11 protein-coding genes are annotated in these 15349 nt (G+C 72.6%); 4 read left to right on the forward strand and 7 right to left on the reverse strand.

The features are described 5' to 3' along the window. Nucleotides 1-38 precede the first annotated feature (38 nt). Entirely contained in the window at nucleotides 39-2297 is a 2259-nt protein-coding gene (locus ACI2K4_RS17685) for a discoidin domain-containing protein (protein WP_404512554.1), read from the reverse strand. 607 nt (nucleotides 2298-2904) lie between these two features. Here ACI2K4_RS17685 and pyk point away from each other — a divergent pair. The 4 genes from pyk (at nucleotide 2905) to ACI2K4_RS17705 (ending at nucleotide 6017) form a co-directional block, all read left to right on the forward strand. Further along, a complete protein-coding gene (pyk, locus tag ACI2K4_RS17690; protein ID WP_404512556.1) occupies nucleotides 2905-4356 on the forward strand; it encodes a pyruvate kinase in 1452 nt (483 codons plus the stop codon). Then, a complete protein-coding gene (locus ACI2K4_RS17695; protein ID WP_404512558.1) occupies nucleotides 4353-5237 on the forward strand; it encodes an acyl-CoA thioesterase in 885 nt (294 codons plus the stop codon). Before pyk ends, ACI2K4_RS17695 begins: the two co-directional genes overlap by 4 nt. 101 nt (nucleotides 5238-5338) lie before the next feature. Continuing rightward, entirely contained in the window at nucleotides 5339-5827 is a 489-nt protein-coding gene (locus ACI2K4_RS17700) for an RrF2 family transcriptional regulator (RefSeq protein ID WP_404512560.1), read from the forward strand. A 16-nt stretch (nucleotides 5828-5843) separates the two neighbouring features. Then, the gene (locus ACI2K4_RS17705) at nucleotides 5844-6017 is read left to right on the forward strand and encodes a hypothetical protein (RefSeq protein WP_404512562.1); all 174 of its coding nucleotides are present in this window, start codon (nucleotides 5844-5846) and stop codon (nucleotides 6015-6017) included. A gap of 479 nt (nucleotides 6018-6496) precedes the next feature. On the opposite strand, the gene ACI2K4_RS17710 is transcribed toward ACI2K4_RS17705, so the two are convergent. From ACI2K4_RS17710 to ACI2K4_RS17735, 6 genes are all read right to left on the reverse strand, one after another. Then, nucleotides 6497-7183: a sulfotransferase family protein gene (locus ACI2K4_RS17710; RefSeq protein ID WP_404512564.1), complete on the reverse strand. Its 687-nt coding sequence runs from the start codon at nucleotides 7181-7183 to the stop codon at nucleotides 6497-6499. A gap of 42 nt (nucleotides 7184-7225) precedes the next feature. Continuing rightward, nucleotides 7226-7573 carry a hypothetical protein gene (locus ACI2K4_RS17715; protein ID WP_404512566.1) on the reverse strand — a complete coding sequence of 116 codons (348 nt, stop codon included), beginning with the start codon at nucleotides 7571-7573 and terminating at the stop codon, nucleotides 7226-7228. Between the two features lie 23 nt (nucleotides 7574-7596). After that, nucleotides 7597-9201: a pyridoxal-dependent decarboxylase gene (locus ACI2K4_RS17720; RefSeq protein ID WP_404512568.1), complete on the reverse strand. Its 1605-nt coding sequence runs from the start codon at nucleotides 9199-9201 to the stop codon at nucleotides 7597-7599. A gap of 43 nt (nucleotides 9202-9244) precedes the next feature. Next, the gene (locus ACI2K4_RS17725; RefSeq protein WP_404512977.1) at nucleotides 9245-10267 is read right to left on the reverse strand and encodes a LacI family DNA-binding transcriptional regulator; all 1023 of its coding nucleotides are present in this window, start codon (nucleotides 10265-10267) and stop codon (nucleotides 9245-9247) included. Nucleotides 10268-10383: 116 nt separating this feature from the next. Further along, entirely contained in the window at nucleotides 10384-13677 is a 3294-nt protein-coding gene (locus ACI2K4_RS17730) for a glycoside hydrolase family 3 C-terminal domain-containing protein (protein WP_404512570.1), read from the reverse strand. A gap of 363 nt (nucleotides 13678-14040) precedes the next feature. Further along, nucleotides 14041-15264: an ROK family protein gene (locus ACI2K4_RS17735; protein ID WP_404512978.1), complete on the reverse strand. Its 1224-nt coding sequence runs from the start codon at nucleotides 15262-15264 to the stop codon at nucleotides 14041-14043. Between the last annotated feature and the right edge of the window lie 85 nt (nucleotides 15265-15349).

A 15349-nucleotide genomic window follows, 5' to 3' on the forward strand; every position in this document is an offset into this window, starting at 1 on the left:
GGCGCGAGGAGGGGGAGGGGGAGCGGGGGGAGTGGGGGTTAGGGGTAGTTGACTACGTAGATGGTTTGGGTGGCTTGGTTGGCGGGTCCGCCGGTGTTGTTGATGACGCGGTTGATGGTGCCGACGCCGCCGAGCGAGACCGAGACCATGTTGCGGAACCGGACGCCGGTCTTGTTCGGCACCTCGAAGGAGCGTTCACCGACCACCGCCGGGTTCACGTTGAAGTAGCAGTAGCTGCCGAGTCCCCACGCCTCGTGCGTGTTGACCGCGTCGGCCACCTTGTACGCGGCGTAGCCCCTGGTTGAACCGTTCATCCAGGCCGCCTGGTTCGGCGGGTCGTACGGCATCTCGTTCTGGTAGAAGTACGTCCGGCCCCGCTCGCCGTTCCAGATGGTCTGGTACTTCTGGTAGTGCTCGACGAAGAGGCCGTACATGGTGACGTCGTCGCCGTTGACCACCAGCCCGGTGTCGGCCGGGTTGACCGTCCACCCGTACGTGCCGGCGTTGCCGTGGTCGGCCCGCCAGAGCCACATGTGGTCGCCGATCACGTCGTCGCTGTTGATCACCAGGCTGTTGGTGGCCTTGCCGGCGACCGCGCCACCGATCCGGAAGAAGACGTCGTGCAGCGAGGTCGGGTTGGCCGCGTGGTCCGCGCTGGAGCCGGTCGGGCCGACCTCCATCAGGATGTTGGAGTTGGTGGTGCCGGCCTCGAACATGATGCCGGCGACCTTCACCCCGTCCACGTCGGCGACGGTCATCGCGGTGACGCCGCCCTGCGGCTCGATCGTGGCCAGGCCGAGACCGAGCACGACGGTGTTGGGTCGGGTGATCCGGATGGTGTCGTTGATCCGGTGCACGCCCGGGGCGAAGAGCAGGTCCTTGCCCTGGGCCAGGGCGGCGTTGATGGTCGACGCCGGGGTGCCCTGCCGGACGATGAAATACTGGCTCAGCGAGGTCGAGCTACCCGCCGGGGTCTTGTTGTACCAGGTGGTGCCCGAGCTGTTCTGCCGCAGCGCCGGCACGAAGACCCGGTACTCACCGCTGCCGTCGACGTACAGGAAGGGCTTCTCCCGCACGGTGGGGGTGGTGCCGATGACGGTGTGCGAGGGGTTGGGGAAGTTCGGCGCCGGGGCGCCGACCACACCCTGGAAGACCATGTTCCACACCGAGCCGGTCCAGCCGTTGCCGAACTCGCTGTTGCGCGAGTACCACTGCTGCTGCGAGCCGCTGACCACCAGGCCGTCGATCCGGGTGTCGGCCATCAGCCCGCCGCTGGACCAACCGTCGCCGCCGTTCCAGAGCTGGATCTGGTTCTGCGCCCCGCGCAGGTGCATCCGGCGGTACGGGGCGGCCTGCGACACCGCCCAGCGTTCCACCGTCACCCCGGCCGGCAGGGTCACCGAGAGGTTCTCCGCCGCCCGCCAGAAGTTCTGCGTCGCGTTGCCACCGAACCAGAACGCCTCGGCCCGTACGTGCCCGTTGAGGTTCACGTCGTCGGGGGAGAAGCCGAGCCCGGCGACCTGGGTGAAGAAGCCCAGGTTGACGTCGGCGGTGTAGGTGCCCGGCTTGAACAGCACCGCGTACCGCTCCGGACCGAACTGGTTCTCCTCCTGCTGGGTGAAGATCGTGTTCAACCGGCCCTGGATGGTCGAGGTCGGCGTTGACGGGTCGAAGACAAACGTGTTCGGCCCGAAGTTCGGGTTGCGCGGGTCGGTCGGTTCGACCGGGGTACCGGTTGTCGGCGGCGTGGTGGGCGGGGTGGTCGGCGGGACGGTGCCGAACTCGCCGTACACCTGGAACTCCCAGAGCGAGTAGCCGTAGCCGGTGGTCCGGGCGGTGCCGTACATCCGGACGTAGCGTCCGCTGCCGGTGACCGGGATGGTCTGCACGCCGCCGGTGGCGGTGGTGGTGGAGTAGATCGTGGTCCAGGGCGCGCCGCCGGTGGCCGAGGTCTGGAGTTGGAAGGCCCGGCCGGCGGCGGCCTCCCAGTTGAGCACGACCTGGCTCAGGGTGGCGGTGGCGCCGAGGTCGACCTGGAGCCATTGCGGGTCGCTGAACGCGCTGGACCAGCGGGTGCCGGCGTTGCCGTCGACCGCGGCCGTGGCGGGGAAGCCGCCGCCCTCGGTGGACGAGGCGGTGGCCGGCTTGCCCTGCGAGATCAGGGTCGGCGCGGCCTGGACGGCGGTCGGCGCGAGGACAAACGGTACGGGTGCCAGCAGCGCGGCGGCCAGTACGGCGGACAAGCTCCAGCGGGATCGGGCGGAGAGGGTACGGCGGCTGCGACGAGGAACTTCCATGGGGCCCACCTGTCGGGGGATGAGGGCGCGGTGGGGCGCCCAGTCCGGGCGTGGTGCCGGACTGGGTGGGGACGGCCGGCCACCGGGTGGAACCGATGGTCAGCCCGCGCCTTGCGGGTGATCGGGCGGTGTGAGAGCGCTCTCCCGACGAGTGTTGCGCCGGTGTTTCCGGGCGTCAAGACGCTCATCGATTCCTGTCTGAAATGAATGAGTAAGAGGAGGTTTGTCGCTTAGAGGCGACTAGCCTGAATTGCGAGCGCGCGAGCGTGCGGCGCGCCGGGTGACGAGCGGGTGGCGGGCGGGTCGCGGGCGGGTGGCGGGTGGCGGGCGCGAGGGTGAGCGTGGTGGGAGACAGTGGTGCGAGACCGTGGCGAGGGCGGGGGCGGGCCGGTGTCTCGGGGTCAGGTTGCCCCGGGGGAAGCCCGGACGTGTCGCGGCCGGGGTGACGGCGGTACGCTTCCCGACGCGCGGTCGCTGATGCCCGCCACCCGACGTCGATCGGCGAGACGACACCCGCCGGACACCTGCGCCCCGCGCGACGTTGGACGAATATTCGAGAATCCGACAGGGTCGGCCCGTGGACCGATCTGGGAGAGAGACTAGCCTGATGGGCGTGACACGCCGCGCGAAAATCGTCTGCACGCTTGGCCCCGCGACCTCGTCCCCGGAACGCATCCGAGGTCTCGTAGAGGCTGGCATGGACGTGGCCCGGCTGAACTTCAGCCATGGCAGCCACGCCGACCACGAGCAGGTCTTTCACCTGGTCCGACAGGCCGCACAGGCGACCGGGAAAGCGGTCGCGATCCTGGCCGACCTGCAGGGTCCCAAGATTCGTCTCGGCCGATTCGCCGACGGCCCGCACGAGTGGCGCACCGGCGACTCCGTCGTGATCACCGGGGACGACATCGTCGGCACTCGTGACCGGGTCTCCTGCACCTACTCCAAGCTGCCCCAGGAGGTCCGCCCCGGCGACCGGCTGCTGGTCGACGACGGCCGGGTCGCGCTGGAGGTCAGCTCGGTCGAGGGCAACGACATCCGGGTCCTGGTCACCGAGGGTGGCGTGGTCTCCAACAACAAGGGCGTCTCGCTGCCGAACGTCGCGGTGAGCGTGCCGGCGATGTCGGAGAAGGACGCCGAGGACCTCCGCTTCGCGCTCGGCCTCGGCGTCGACATGGTCGCGATGTCCTTCGTCCGCACCGCCGACGACATCAAGCTCGCGCACAACATCATGCAGGAGGTCGGCGTCCACCGGCCGGTCATGGCCAAGGTGGAGAAGCCGGAGGCGGTGGACCACCTCGAGGCGATCGTGGCCGCGTTCGACGGCGGCGTCATGGTGGCCCGGGGCGATCTCGGCGTCGAGCTCCCGCTCGACCAGGTCCCGCTGGTGCAGAAGCGCGCCGTGCAGCTCTGCCGGGAGAACGCCCGCCCGGTCATCGTGGCCACCCAGATGCTCGACTCGATGATCGAGAACTCGCGCCCGACCCGGGCCGAGGCGTCCGACGTCGCGAACGCGGTGCTCGACGGCGCCGACGCGGTGATGCTCTCCGGTGAGACCAGCGTCGGCAAGTATCCGGTGCTCACCGTGAGCACCATGGCCAAGATCGTCACCACCACCGAGTCCGGCTCGATCGGCGTGCCCCGGCTCCAGCACGACCCGCGTACGCACGGCGGCGCGCTCACCGTGGCCGCCTCGCAGATCGCCCGCAACATCGGCGCCAAGGCCCTGGTCGCCTTCTCGCAGACCGGCGACACCGTGCGCCGGCTCTCCCGGCTCCACTGCGACCTGCCGCTGCTCGCCTTCACCCCGGTCCCCGAGGTGCGCGACCAGCTCGCCCTCGCCTGGGGCGTGGAGACCTTCCTGATGCCGTTCGTGCAGCACACCGACGACATGTTCCGTCAGGTCGACCAGGCGCTGCTCGGCCTCGGCCGGGGCAACCCGGGCGACTACGTGGTGATCGTGGCGGGCAGCCCGCCCGGCACCCCGGGCTTCACCAACACCCTCCGGGTGCACCAGCTCGGATCCCTGGTCGACGCGGCGGCGGCACGGGCTCTGCAGTGACCTCCGGCGGGCCGGTCGGTGGGCAGGTCGCGGTCGATCAACTCCTCGAGGTGCTCGACCTGAGCCAGACCGACGAGATGACCTTCCGCGGGATGAGCCCGCCGGTCGGCCCGCAACGGGTGTACGGCGGTCAGGTCGCCGGCCAGGCACTGGTGGCCGCCGGCCGGACCGTCGACCCGAGCCGGGTGGTGCACTCGCTGCACGGATACTTCGTCCGCCCCGGCGACCCGGCCGAGCCGATCGATTACCAGGTCGAGCGGATCCGCGACGGCCGTTCCTTCTCGGTCCGGCGGTCGGTGGCCAGACAGCACGGCAAGACGATCTTCTTCATGTCCGCCTCGTTCCAGCGGCACGAGGAGGGCCTGGACCACCAGGCCCCGGTCCCGCCGGACGTGCCGGGCCCGGACGAGGTTCCGACCATGGCCGACCGGCTCGCCCGCTTTCCGGAGCGGCTCGGCATCTGGTCGCTGATCCCGCGCCCGATCGACGTACGGTACGTCGGCGAGCCCGGCTGGGTGCGCCCCGGCGACCGGCCGGCCGACCCGTACCAGCGGGTCTGGATGCGGATCGACGGCAAGCTCCCCGACGACCCGCTGCTGCACGCCTGCGCGCTGACCTACGCCTCGGACCTGACCCTGCTGGACTCGGTGCTCTCGGTGCACGGCGAGGTCTGGGGCCCCGGCGGCGTGGTCGGCGCGAGCCTCGACCACGCGCTCTGGTTCCACCGCCCCTTCCGGGCCGACGAGTGGTTCCTCTACGACTGCTGGAGCCCGTCCGCCTCCGGCGCCCGTGGTTTGGCCACCGGCCGGATGTTCACCGTCGACGGTCACCAGATCGCCAGCTCGGTCCAGGAGGGCCTGCTCCGCCGGGTCGGCGCCTGATCCGGCGGTCCGGACCCGTACCGTCGGGGTGGATATCGTGCCGGAAGCCCCGGCACCCCCACCGCCGGAGAGCGGGCGGCACGGGGACTAACCTTGCCCGCATGCGTCTCTCCGCACGGGTCGACTACGCGCTGCGCGCGACGGCCGAACTCGCCGCCACGGCGGACGACACCGCCGCCGCCGAGGGCGCGGCCGCCCGGCGCCCGACCCCGATCACCGCCGAGCAGATCGCCCGTGCCCAGGAGATCCCGCCGAAGTTCCTGGAGAGCATCCTGCTGCAACTGCGTCGGGGCGGCATCGTGCACGCCCAGCGTGGTCCCGAGGGCGGCTACTGGCTGGCCCGCAAGGCGACGGAGATCTCGCTCGCCGACGTGATCCGGGTGATCGACGGGCCGCTCGCGCACATCCGGGGACAGCGCCCCGAGGATCTCGGTTACCAGGGCGCGGCCCGCTCGCTCCAGGAGGTCTGGATCGCCCTGCGGGCCAGTGAGCGGGAGATCCTCGAACTGGTCAGCGTCGCCGACGTGGCCAGCGGCCGGTTGCCCGACCGGGTCACCGAGCTGGTCGCCGACCCGAACGCCTGGACCTGAGCGTTCGCGTCGGGTGATGACCACCCGCGGCGGGACCGGCGCGGTCAACCCGAGCGCGCCCTGCGACCACCGGCACGCCGACGGCGGTCAGGCTGCCCGCAGGTACCTCCACCGGCCCCGGTCGGCGACGGCGAGCGGCTCGGTGTCGCTGATGATCCGATCAGGTCGGAGGAAGATCAACGGGCTCTGACCAGTGGCTACCGGTCTGTCCGGATCCGGCCGGTCACCGGCTGGCGCCGCCCGGTCCATCCCGGTCAGTACCTTCCGGCTGCCGGGCCTGTGCGGCGAGGTCATGGCCATCGCTGTCTCCCTCGTGCTGTCGGCCGGACCGGCCGGTGCCGGTCCGTCTGTGGTCGGCGTCCATTGCAGCACCGCCGGCTGAGAGCAAGCTTCGCGAAGGGTACGGGAATAGTGGGAGCCGCGGCCGAGGCGCCCGCCCGCCGGCCGGGCTCGTCCGTCCGCTCGTCCGCTCGTCCGCTCGTCCGTCCGCTCGTCCGTCCGCTCGTCCGTCCGCTCGTCCGCTCGTCCGCTCGTCCGCTCGTCCGCTCGTCCGCTCGTCCGTCCGCTCGTCCGCTCGTCCGTCCGTCTGTCCGCTCGTCGGTCCGTCTGTCCGCTCGTCCGCCTGCCGGATGGCGGACACGAGCACCCGCCGGAGCGGCCGGCGCGCCGTCAGAGGCCGCGTAACCCGTCCGGGTCCGCGATCCGCTCCCGGAACGATTCCCCCGTGTTGAGCAGCGGAAACGGAGTGTCGGGCGGGTCGACACCGAGCCACGAGCAGAGCGGTTCCCAGCCCTGCGCCGGGTCGAATTCGAGCAGCCGACCGGCCGGTACGGTGGCACGTACCTCGGCCAGGTGGGCGGTGTAGACCCCGATCGCGTGCGCCCGGTCGGCGAACCGGCCGCCGAAGGTCCCCTGCCAGACCAGTTTCTCGGCCAGCCTCGGCTGGTCCAGCAACTCCGGTCGCTCCTCGGTCGCCCGTCGCACCGCCGGGGACAGGGTCGAGGGGTCGGACGACCGGGGCCGGTAGATGGTGCTGGCGACGCTGTCGTACCAGCGGTCCGGGTCGCGTACGGTCAGCAGCACCCGGGCATCGGGATAGGTCGCGACGAGGTCGCGCCAGAAGTAGGCGCCCGGCCAGTCCAACGTGGAGCGGTAGCCGGCGTACAACGAGTCCCAGTCGGCCGGTCCACCCTCGGCCACCCGGAGCCAGCCGGCGATGCTCGCCGGTTGCCGGAACAGCTCGGTCATGTGGTGACAGGGGCCGAAGCCGAGCAGCTCCAGCGCCTCCTTGGTGGACATGGTGCCGGTACGCCCAAAGCCGGCGCCGATGATCTCCAGCACGTCGCTGCCTCCCATATCTCGACAACCATCGATCAATCGACAGTCTGCCGCATGGGCTCAGACCGGTGTGACCGGCACCTCCGGGTTGCCGCCGGCCGAGGCGAGCCGGGCGCCGACCTTGCCGGCGCAGCGGTCGAGCACCTCGCGGGCGTCGAAGCCGAGGCTCTCGATCGCGATCAGCGCGGCCAGCGCCACGTCGGCGAGTTCGCCGGCCACCTCGGCCGGGGTGTGGGTCACGCCCTTGCGCGGATTCTGGCCGAGCACGCCGATCCAGGCCCCGGCCGCCTCGCCGGCCTCCTCGGCGACCTTCAGCACCCGGCAGGTCAGCTCCTGCCGGTCGAGGCCGTTCGCCTCGTCGAGCGCGGTCCGGCAGGCACGCACGGCGGCCCAGATCGTGTCGGTCACGCCGGTCACGGTAGCCGAACGGCTCAGCCGGCCGACCCGCGCAGCAGCGTGGTCGCGGTCTGCCGGAGCAGCCGCCAGGCCAGCTCCACCTCCCGGTACGTGGTCTGCGGCGCGCCCACCGCCAGCCGCAGCGTGTGCCGACCGCCGACCCGGGTGTGCGTCAGGTGAACCCGGCCGGTGGCGTTGACCCGGGCCAGCAGTTCCGCGTTGAGCGCGTCCGCCGCCGAGGCGGCGCTGGCCGGATCGTCGGCGTCGGTGTTCGGAACGGCTCCGGTCTTCGATCTGTCGATGCCGGTGTTCGGAACGGCTCCGGTCTCCGAACGGTCGATGCCGGTGTTCGGACTGTCGCTGTCGGCGGTGTTCGGATTGTCGTCGTTGTGGGCGGCCCGGAGCCGGAAGCAGACCAGCGAGAACGGGTGCGGGGCGACCACCTCGAACCGCTCGTCGGCGCGGACCAGGTCGGCGAAGTGTCCGGCCAGCGCGATCCCGTGGCGGACGTGCGCCCGCAGCCCCTCGGCGCCGTACCAGCGCAGCACGAACCAGAGCTTCAACGCCCGGAACCGCCGGCCCAGCGGCACCTGCCAGTCGCGGTAGTCGAGCACCGCGCCGGACTCGCTGGCCGCGTTGCGCAGGAACTCCGGCAGTACGGTCAGCGCCTCGGTCAGCTCGGCCCGGTCGGCGACCCAGAACGCGTCACAGTCGAAGCCGGTGAGCAGCCACTTGTGCGGGTCGAAGCAGTACGAGTCGGCGTACTCCACCCCGGCGTGCGACCAGCGCAGTTCCGGACAGACCGCGGCGGCTCCGGCGTACGCGGCGTCGACGTGCAGCCAGAGCCCGTACGCCCGGCACAGCTCGCCGATCTCCGGCAGCGGGTCGACGGCGGTGGTCGAGGTGGTCCCGACCGTCGCCACCACCAACGCCGGTACGTCGCCGACGGCCCGGTCCGCCTCGATCGCCGCGCGCAGCGACTCCGGCCGCATCGCCAGGGTCACCGGGTCCACGTCGATCGCGCGTATCCCGTCGTCGCCGAGCCCGGCGATCCGGACCGCCTTCTCGACCGACGAGTGCGCCTGGGACGAGGTGTAGACCCGGTAGCGGCGGTCCAGCCCGTGGCCGCGCCAGCGCCCGGCACTGGCCCGGTGCAGCGCGGCGAGCGTGGCCACCAGGGTCGCCGAGGAGGCCGAGTCCTGGATCACGCCGCCCCCGGCGCCGCTCGACCGGAAACGTTCCGGCAGGTCCAGCAGTTCGGCCAGCCAGTCCAGCATCACCGTCTCGACCTCGGTGCAGGCCGGCGCGCTGGCCCAGAGCATGCCCTGCACCCCGAGCCCGGCGCTGACCAGGTCGCCGAGCACACTCGGGCCGGAGGTGTTGGCCGGGAAGTAGCCGAAGAATCCGGGGTGCTGCCAATGGGTCAGGCCCGGCGTGACGACGGTGTCCAGGTCGGCGAGGATCCGGTCGAACGGTTCACCCCGCTCGGGTGGGCCGGTCGGCAGCAGGGCCGCCACCGTGCCGGGCGGGTCGGCGGGTGCCACCGGCCGCTCGGACAGGTGCGTCCAGTAGTCGGCGATCCAGTCCACCACGGCGTAACCGTTGCGGCGGAACTCCTCCGGGTCCATGTGCGTGCCCATGCCCCAGTCGATCAGGCACCGACGCCGGCAGGCAAGGCCCGGATCAGGACCCGGTGGGGGTGAGGGCCGGGACGCTGGTGCTGGCTCGTACGGTGAGCCGGGGGTCGAGCAACGTGCCCTCCGGCACCCGCTCGCCGGCCAGCTTCTCCATCAGCAGCGTCACCGCCCGCTGGCCGACCTCCTCGGCCGGGACGAGCACCGAGGTCAGCGCCGGGCTGGACCGCTCGGCCAACTCGTCCGGGCAGATCGCCACCACCGAGATGTCACCGGGCACGCTGCGGCCGTACGTCGGCAGCGCGGCCAGCACCTGCCCCACCGCCGCCTCGTTGTGCACCACCAGGGCGGACAGCCCCGGTTCGCGGGCGAACAGGCCGGCCAGCTCGTGGCGTACGGAGTCGTAGTTCTCCTCGCACGGCTGGGCGATCGCGGTGAGTCCGAGCCGCAGCGCGGTCTCGGTGAAGCCGGCCCGGGTGCGGCGGGCGAAGCCGGTGCCCCGCTCGTAGACCACCGCGGGCGCGCCGAGCAGCGCGATCGTCCGGTGTCCCAGCCGGGCCAGGTGTTCCACGCAGACCTGCCCGGCCTGGTAGAAGTCGAGGTCCACACAGGTCAGACCGGCGGCGTCGGCGGGGAAACCGATCAGCACGCTGGGCCGCTCCAACCGCCGCAGCAGCGGCACGCGCGGGTCGTCCATCTCCACGTCCATCAGGATCAGCCCGTCGACCATCGCGCTGGCGGCGATCCGGCGCAGCTCCGCCGGGCCGTCGTCGGCGGTGAGCAGCAGCACGTCGTGACCGAACTGCCGGGCGGTGGTCACCACCGACGTGGCGAACTGCATGAGTACCGGCAGGTGCATGCCCGAACGCAGCGGCAGCACCAGCGCGATCACGTTCGCCCGCCGGCTGGCCAGCGCCCGCGCGCCCGCGTTCGGGTGGTAACCGAGCTTCCGTACGCTGGTCAGCACCCGTTCCCGGGTGGTCGCCGAGATGGCCCGCTTGCCACTGAGGACGTACGACACCGTGCTCACCGCGACACCCGCGTGCCGGGCCACGTCCGCGATGGTCACCATGTCCGGCCGTTTTGCCGGCTGACCCTCGCCCGGGGGCGGTACGTCGGGCTCCACCGGTTTGTCAGCGCGGCTCGGTACGTCGCTGTCGGCCGGGACGACGGCGGACGGATCAGACACTAGGCGCCTCCAACACCAGCCACGGAGCGTTGACCGATCGTCGCACCGACGAAGTTCAACCAGCTCACGGTAACGCCTGGAGCGTCGAAGAGGAGGTACAGGTCGCGTACCCCGGTTGCCACACCCGTCCAACGGCCGGTCACCTCGGCCCAGTCCCGCTCCCGACCGGGAACGGGATCGCGCAGGTCCATCGCGGGAACCGGAATGACACCGACCACCGGACCAGCGACCGGGTCGTCCAACCGCAGCGTCAGCGCGCCCGCGCCAACGCGGCGACCGGATGGGCCACCGGAACGGTCGGGTGGGCTGGCGATCCGGGCGGTGACGCCGATGATCCCCGGAGCCAGGTCGACCGAGCCGAACCGCAGCCAGGCGCCCGCCTCGACGGCGGTGACCGCGTCCGCGCTCCCGCTGCCCGGGACCAGCACCACCCCGGCATACTCGTCGTGGCTGGCGGCGCGCAGTGGTCCCGACCCGAGGTCGCGGGGGCCGATCCGTTCGCCGCGTACGGTCAGCGCCGTGGTGGCCCGGATGTCCATGCTGGAGCGTCCGACGGCGATGGTGTGCCGAGCCTCTTCGACCACCCACCGGTCGCGGGTGACGTCCCAGTGTGCCAGGTCGGCGGCGCGCAGCGGGATCCGTACCGTGGTCCGTTCGCCCGGTTCGAGCGTCACCCGGGCGAATCCGCGCAACTGGCGCAGCGGCTGCTTGACCCGGGACCGGCGCTGCCGGGTGTAGAGCTGTACCACCTCGACCCCGGGCCGGTCGCCGTCGTTGGAGACCGCGACGCTCACCTCGACCAGCCCGTCCGGGTCGATCGCGTCGGTGTCGCAGCGCAGGTCCCGATAGCCGAACGTGGTGTAGCTCAGCCCGTGCCCGAACGGGTAGAGCGGCCTGCCCCGGTAGTAGAGGTAGGTCGCGTCGCTGGCCACGATGTCGTAGTCGAGCAGGTCGGGCAGCTCGGTGGCGGCGCGGTACCAGGTCTGGGTGAGCCGTCCGCCGGGGTCGGCGTCGCCGCAGAGTACGGCGGCCAGCGCGTGCCCGTACTCCTGGCCCCCGTGCGCGGACCAGAGTACGGCCGGCAGATGCTCGTCGGCCCAGCCGACCGCGTACGGGTAACCACTGGTCAGCACGAGCACCGTACGCGGATTCGCCGCGTACACCGCCCGCAGCAGTGCCTCCTGCCCGGCCGGCAGGGCGAGGTCGGCCCGGTCCTCGGTCTCCCGCCCGTTGACCATCGGGTGGTTGCCGAGCACCACCACGGCCACGTCGGCGTCGGCGGCGAGCGCGGCCGCCTCGGTCGCGCCCGAGGCGAGCGGCTCGACGGTGAACGGGCTGGCCCGTTCGGGCTCCACCGCGTCCGCCCGCAGCACCCCGTCGACCCCCACCCGAACGTGCCGTCCGCTCGCCTCGTGCCAGAGCAGCACCTGCCCGTCCGCCCGGTCGAGCAGCCGGAACGTCTCCCGAACCAGCCAGCCCCCGGGGCCGGGCCGGTCGTTGACCAGTGTGCCGCCCGGGTCGGCGCCGACGTGCCGGCCGTTCGCGACGGACCGCAACGCGACCAGGCCGCCACCCCAGTCGTACACCTCGAACCAGCCGGTCGGGTCCGGACCGTCGGCCAGGTCTGGACCGTCGGCTGGGTCCGGCGTCGCGTCCGGGTCCGGACCGTCGGCTGGGTCCGGCGTCGCGTCCGGGTCTGGACTGTCGGCTGGGTCCGGCGTCGCGTCCGGGTCTGGACTGTCGGTCGGGTCCGGACCGCCAACCGGGTCCGCCGTCGTGCCCGGGCCGGCGGTGGGGACGGGGTCGGCGGTGGGGACGGGGTCGGGCCCGGGCGTCACGGTCAGTGGGGCGCCGGCCGGGTCGGTGCCGGCGTGCACCCAACCGCCGCGCGGGCCGGTCACCCGTAGCACGATCCGGTCCACCCCGGGGTGGTACGCAACCTCGGTGCCCAGCCGCGCCCCGAGTCCGTCCCGCGCGGTGACCGCATACGGCAGGGTGCCGCTGTACCAGTCCGTGTGCAGGGTGTCGGCCAGCGGCCCGAGCACCGCCACGGTGCCGGTGCTGGGCGGGTCGAGCGGCAGCAGCCCGTCGTTGCGCAGCAGCACGAACGACTCCCGTGCGGCCCGTCGGGCCAGTCGTCGGTGGGCGGCACAGTCGACCATGTCCGGGCTGATCGTGGTGTACGGGTTGCCTGCTGGCGGGTCGAACTCGCCCAGCCGGAACCGGATGGTGAGCAGGCGGCGGGCCGCCTGGTCCAGGTCGGACTCGGCGAGCAGACCCCGGCGCAGCGCCTCGGTGAACCGGGCACGCGACGGTGCCCCGTCGGTGTCGTCCTCGGTGACGTTGTCGACGCCGGCCCGCAGCGCGGCGGCGTACCCGCTCGGGTGGTCCGGCGCCACGCCCTGCGCGCCGGCCAGGTTGGTCACCGCACCCGCGTCGCCGACGACCATGATCTCGCCGGGCGCGCTCGCCCGCAGCTCCCGGCGCAGCAGCGGGCTGAGGTGCGTCGGCCGCCCGTTGACCAGGTTGTACGACGCCATCACGGCCACCGCCGCGCCGGCCGCCAGCGGTGCGCGGAAGGCGCGCAGTTCGTACTCGTGCAGCACCCGGGGTGGCAGGTTGCTGGAGCTCAGGCAGCGGTCGGTCTCGTTGTTGTAGCCGAGGAAGTGTTTCAACGTCGGGGCGGTCTTGAGGTAGGTGGGGTGGTCGCCGCGCAGCCCGTTGGCGTACGCGGTGGCGAGCACCCCGGTCAGCCACGGGTCCTCGGCGTACCCTTCCTCGTTGCGCCCCCAGCGGGGATCGCGCAGCGGGTTCACCACCGGCGCCCAGACGTTGAGTCCGATCCGGGTCGGCTCCTGGCGGTGCCGGCCGCGTACCTCGTCGCCGACCGCGTCGCCGACCGCGCGCAGCAGCTCCGGGTGCCAACTGCTGGCCAGCCCGACCGACTGCGGGAAGACGGTGGCCGGGCCGAGCCAGGCCAGCCCGTGTAAAGCCTCGGTGCCGGTGCGGAAGGTGCCGATGCCGAGCCGGGGGACGGGCGCCTGGTACTGGTGCAGCAGGCCGATCTTCTCGGCCAGGGTGAGCTGACCGACCAGGTCGGCGACCCGGGCCGGCAAGGGCAGGCTCGGGTCGCGAAAGCCGCGACCGGGCTCGGACCGGGGTGGTCCGCTTGCCTCGGCGGGTGTGGCGGGCTCGGACCGGAGCGGTCCGCTCGCCTCGGCGGATGTGGCGGGCTCGCCCGGGGCCGGGGGAGCGCACATGGGCAGGGCCTCGCGCAGGGTCGGCTGGCGCATGTCGATCACCTTTCGTGATCTCCGGGCGGAGCCGCCGACGTCGACGGTGAGGGCCGCGAAGACCTCGGTTCGAGCATGGTGGGATGGCGGGAGGTTGACCGGCCGCCAGCCCGGGAAGCTCGAAGCGCTTCGACGGCCGTGCGAGGTAAAGCCCATTGGCACGCCGGACGCCGGGCGCGACGATGAAGCCCTTCGAGGCTGCCACCACGGCGCCGAGGCGGTCAAGGGATGGCGACCGTCGATCTGTCGCAAGCTGTCAGCGGCGCGACCGTGTATCGGTCACCGGGCCGACCCTGAACCGGCCACCGGGCCGACCCTGAACCGGCCACCGGGCCGACCCTGAACCGGCCACCGGGCCGACCCTCAACCGGCCAGCGGGGCGGAGGGCAGCCGGCCGGCGTCGACCATCGCCAGGGCGCGGGCCGCACCGCCGACCGCGGCCGCGCCCGGTCCGAGCGCGGAGGCGGCCAGCCGGGCGCCCCCGGCCTCCGGCGCCACCGTACGCGCGGCAAGCTCGCCCTCGGCGGCCGGCAACAGCCACGGCGCGAGGGTGACGAAGTAACCGCCGAGCAGGACCACCTCGGGGTTGACCAGGTTGGCGAGCGCGGCGAGGCCGTGCCCGAGATGCCGTCCGGTCTCGGTGAGCGCCTCCAGGACCATTCTGTCGCCCTGCCGGGCACGGGCGCGGACCCGCTCCACCTCGGGGGCGAAGTCGGTGACCGGACCGTCCTGTGTGGCGTCCGGCAGCACCCGCCGGATCAGCGCCGGCACCCCGGCCAGCGCCTCCAGGCAGCCCCGTCGCCCGCACGGGCAGGCGGGACCGCGCGGGTCGAGGCAGAGGTGGCCGATCTCGCCGGCAAAGCCGCGCCCGCCGCGCAGCAGTCGGCCGTCGGCGATCACGCCGGCCCCGATGCCGGCTCCGGCGGTGAGGTGGACCAGGTTCGCGGTGCCGGCGTACGGGCCCTGCCGGTGCTCGGCCAACGCGGCCAGGTTCGCGTCGTTGTCGATCACCACCTCGAAGGACGGTTCGCGTAGTGCCCGGCGCAGGTCGGCCCCGAGTGGCAGGTCCCGCCAGCCGAGGCCGGGTGAGGTTCGCACCGTGCCGGCACCGTCGACCAGGCCCGGTACGCCGACCGTCAGCCCGAGCACCGCGCGCCCCTGTGCGGCGAGCCGGCCGGTCGCCCGGTTGGCCAGGGCGGCGATCGCGCTGACCGCCCGCGTCCCGGTCCCGCCGTGGCCGGTGAAGGCCCGACGCCAGGTGAGCAGTTCGGTGCCGCCGAGGTCGACCGCGACCACGGTGAGCTGGTCGGCGGCGACCTCGATGCCGATCGCGGCGTACGGGCCGCCGTCGAGGACCAGCATGGTGGCGGGGCGTCCGATCCGATTTTCGGTCAGCCCGGTCTCGCGCAGCAGTCGCCGGTCGATCAGGTCGGCGACCAGGCTGGAGACGGTGGCCTTGTTGAGCCCGGTCGAGGCGGCGATGTCCGCCCGGGAACAGGGCGCGTGCGCGCGTACGTGCCGGAGCACGACGGCGAGGTTGGTGGCCCGTACGTCGGCGAGGTCGGCCGGTTCGGCACCGGTCTGCATCGTGATCAAAGTCTTTCCGCTCCCCGCGTACTGGCCGCCTGACCGTACCCGCCACCCGCTGCTTTGTTAAGGAAGGGCCCCTTGT

The sequence above is a fragment of the Micromonospora sp. NPDC050397 genome (assembly GCF_044901685.1).
GTDB lineage: Bacteria > Actinomycetota > Actinomycetes > Mycobacteriales > Micromonosporaceae > Micromonospora_G.

Bases quoted from the DNA above. Each gene is read 5' to 3' on its own strand.
- ACI2K4_RS17685 (WP_404512554.1), bottom strand. From the start codon at position 2,297: ATGGAAGTTCCTCGTCGCAGCCGCCGTACCCTCTCCGCCCGATCCCGC.
- pyk (WP_404512556.1), top strand. From the start codon at position 2,905: ATGGGCGTGACACGCCGCGCGAAAATCGTCTGCACGCTTGGCCCCGCG.
- ACI2K4_RS17700 (WP_404512560.1), top strand. From the start codon at position 5,339: ATGCGTCTCTCCGCACGGGTCGACTACGCGCTGCGCGCGACGGCCGAA.
- ACI2K4_RS17705 (WP_404512562.1), top strand. From the start codon at position 5,844: ATGACCACCCGCGGCGGGACCGGCGCGGTCAACCCGAGCGCGCCCTGC.
- ACI2K4_RS17710 (WP_404512564.1), bottom strand. From the start codon at position 7,183: ATGGGAGGCAGCGACGTGCTGGAGATCATCGGCGCCGGCTTTGGGCGT.
- ACI2K4_RS17720 (WP_404512568.1), bottom strand. From the start codon at position 9,201: ATGGGCACGCACATGGACCCGGAGGAGTTCCGCCGCAACGGTTACGCC.
- ACI2K4_RS17725 (WP_404512977.1), bottom strand. From the start codon at position 10,267: ATGGTGACCATCGCGGACGTGGCCCGGCACGCGGGTGTCGCGGTGAGC.
- ACI2K4_RS17730 (WP_404512570.1), bottom strand. From the start codon at position 13,677: ATGCGCCAGCCGACCCTGCGCGAGGCCCTGCCCATGTGCGCTCCCCCG.
- ACI2K4_RS17735 (WP_404512978.1), bottom strand. From the start codon at position 15,264: ATGCAGACCGGTGCCGAACCGGCCGACCTCGCCGACGTACGGGCCACC.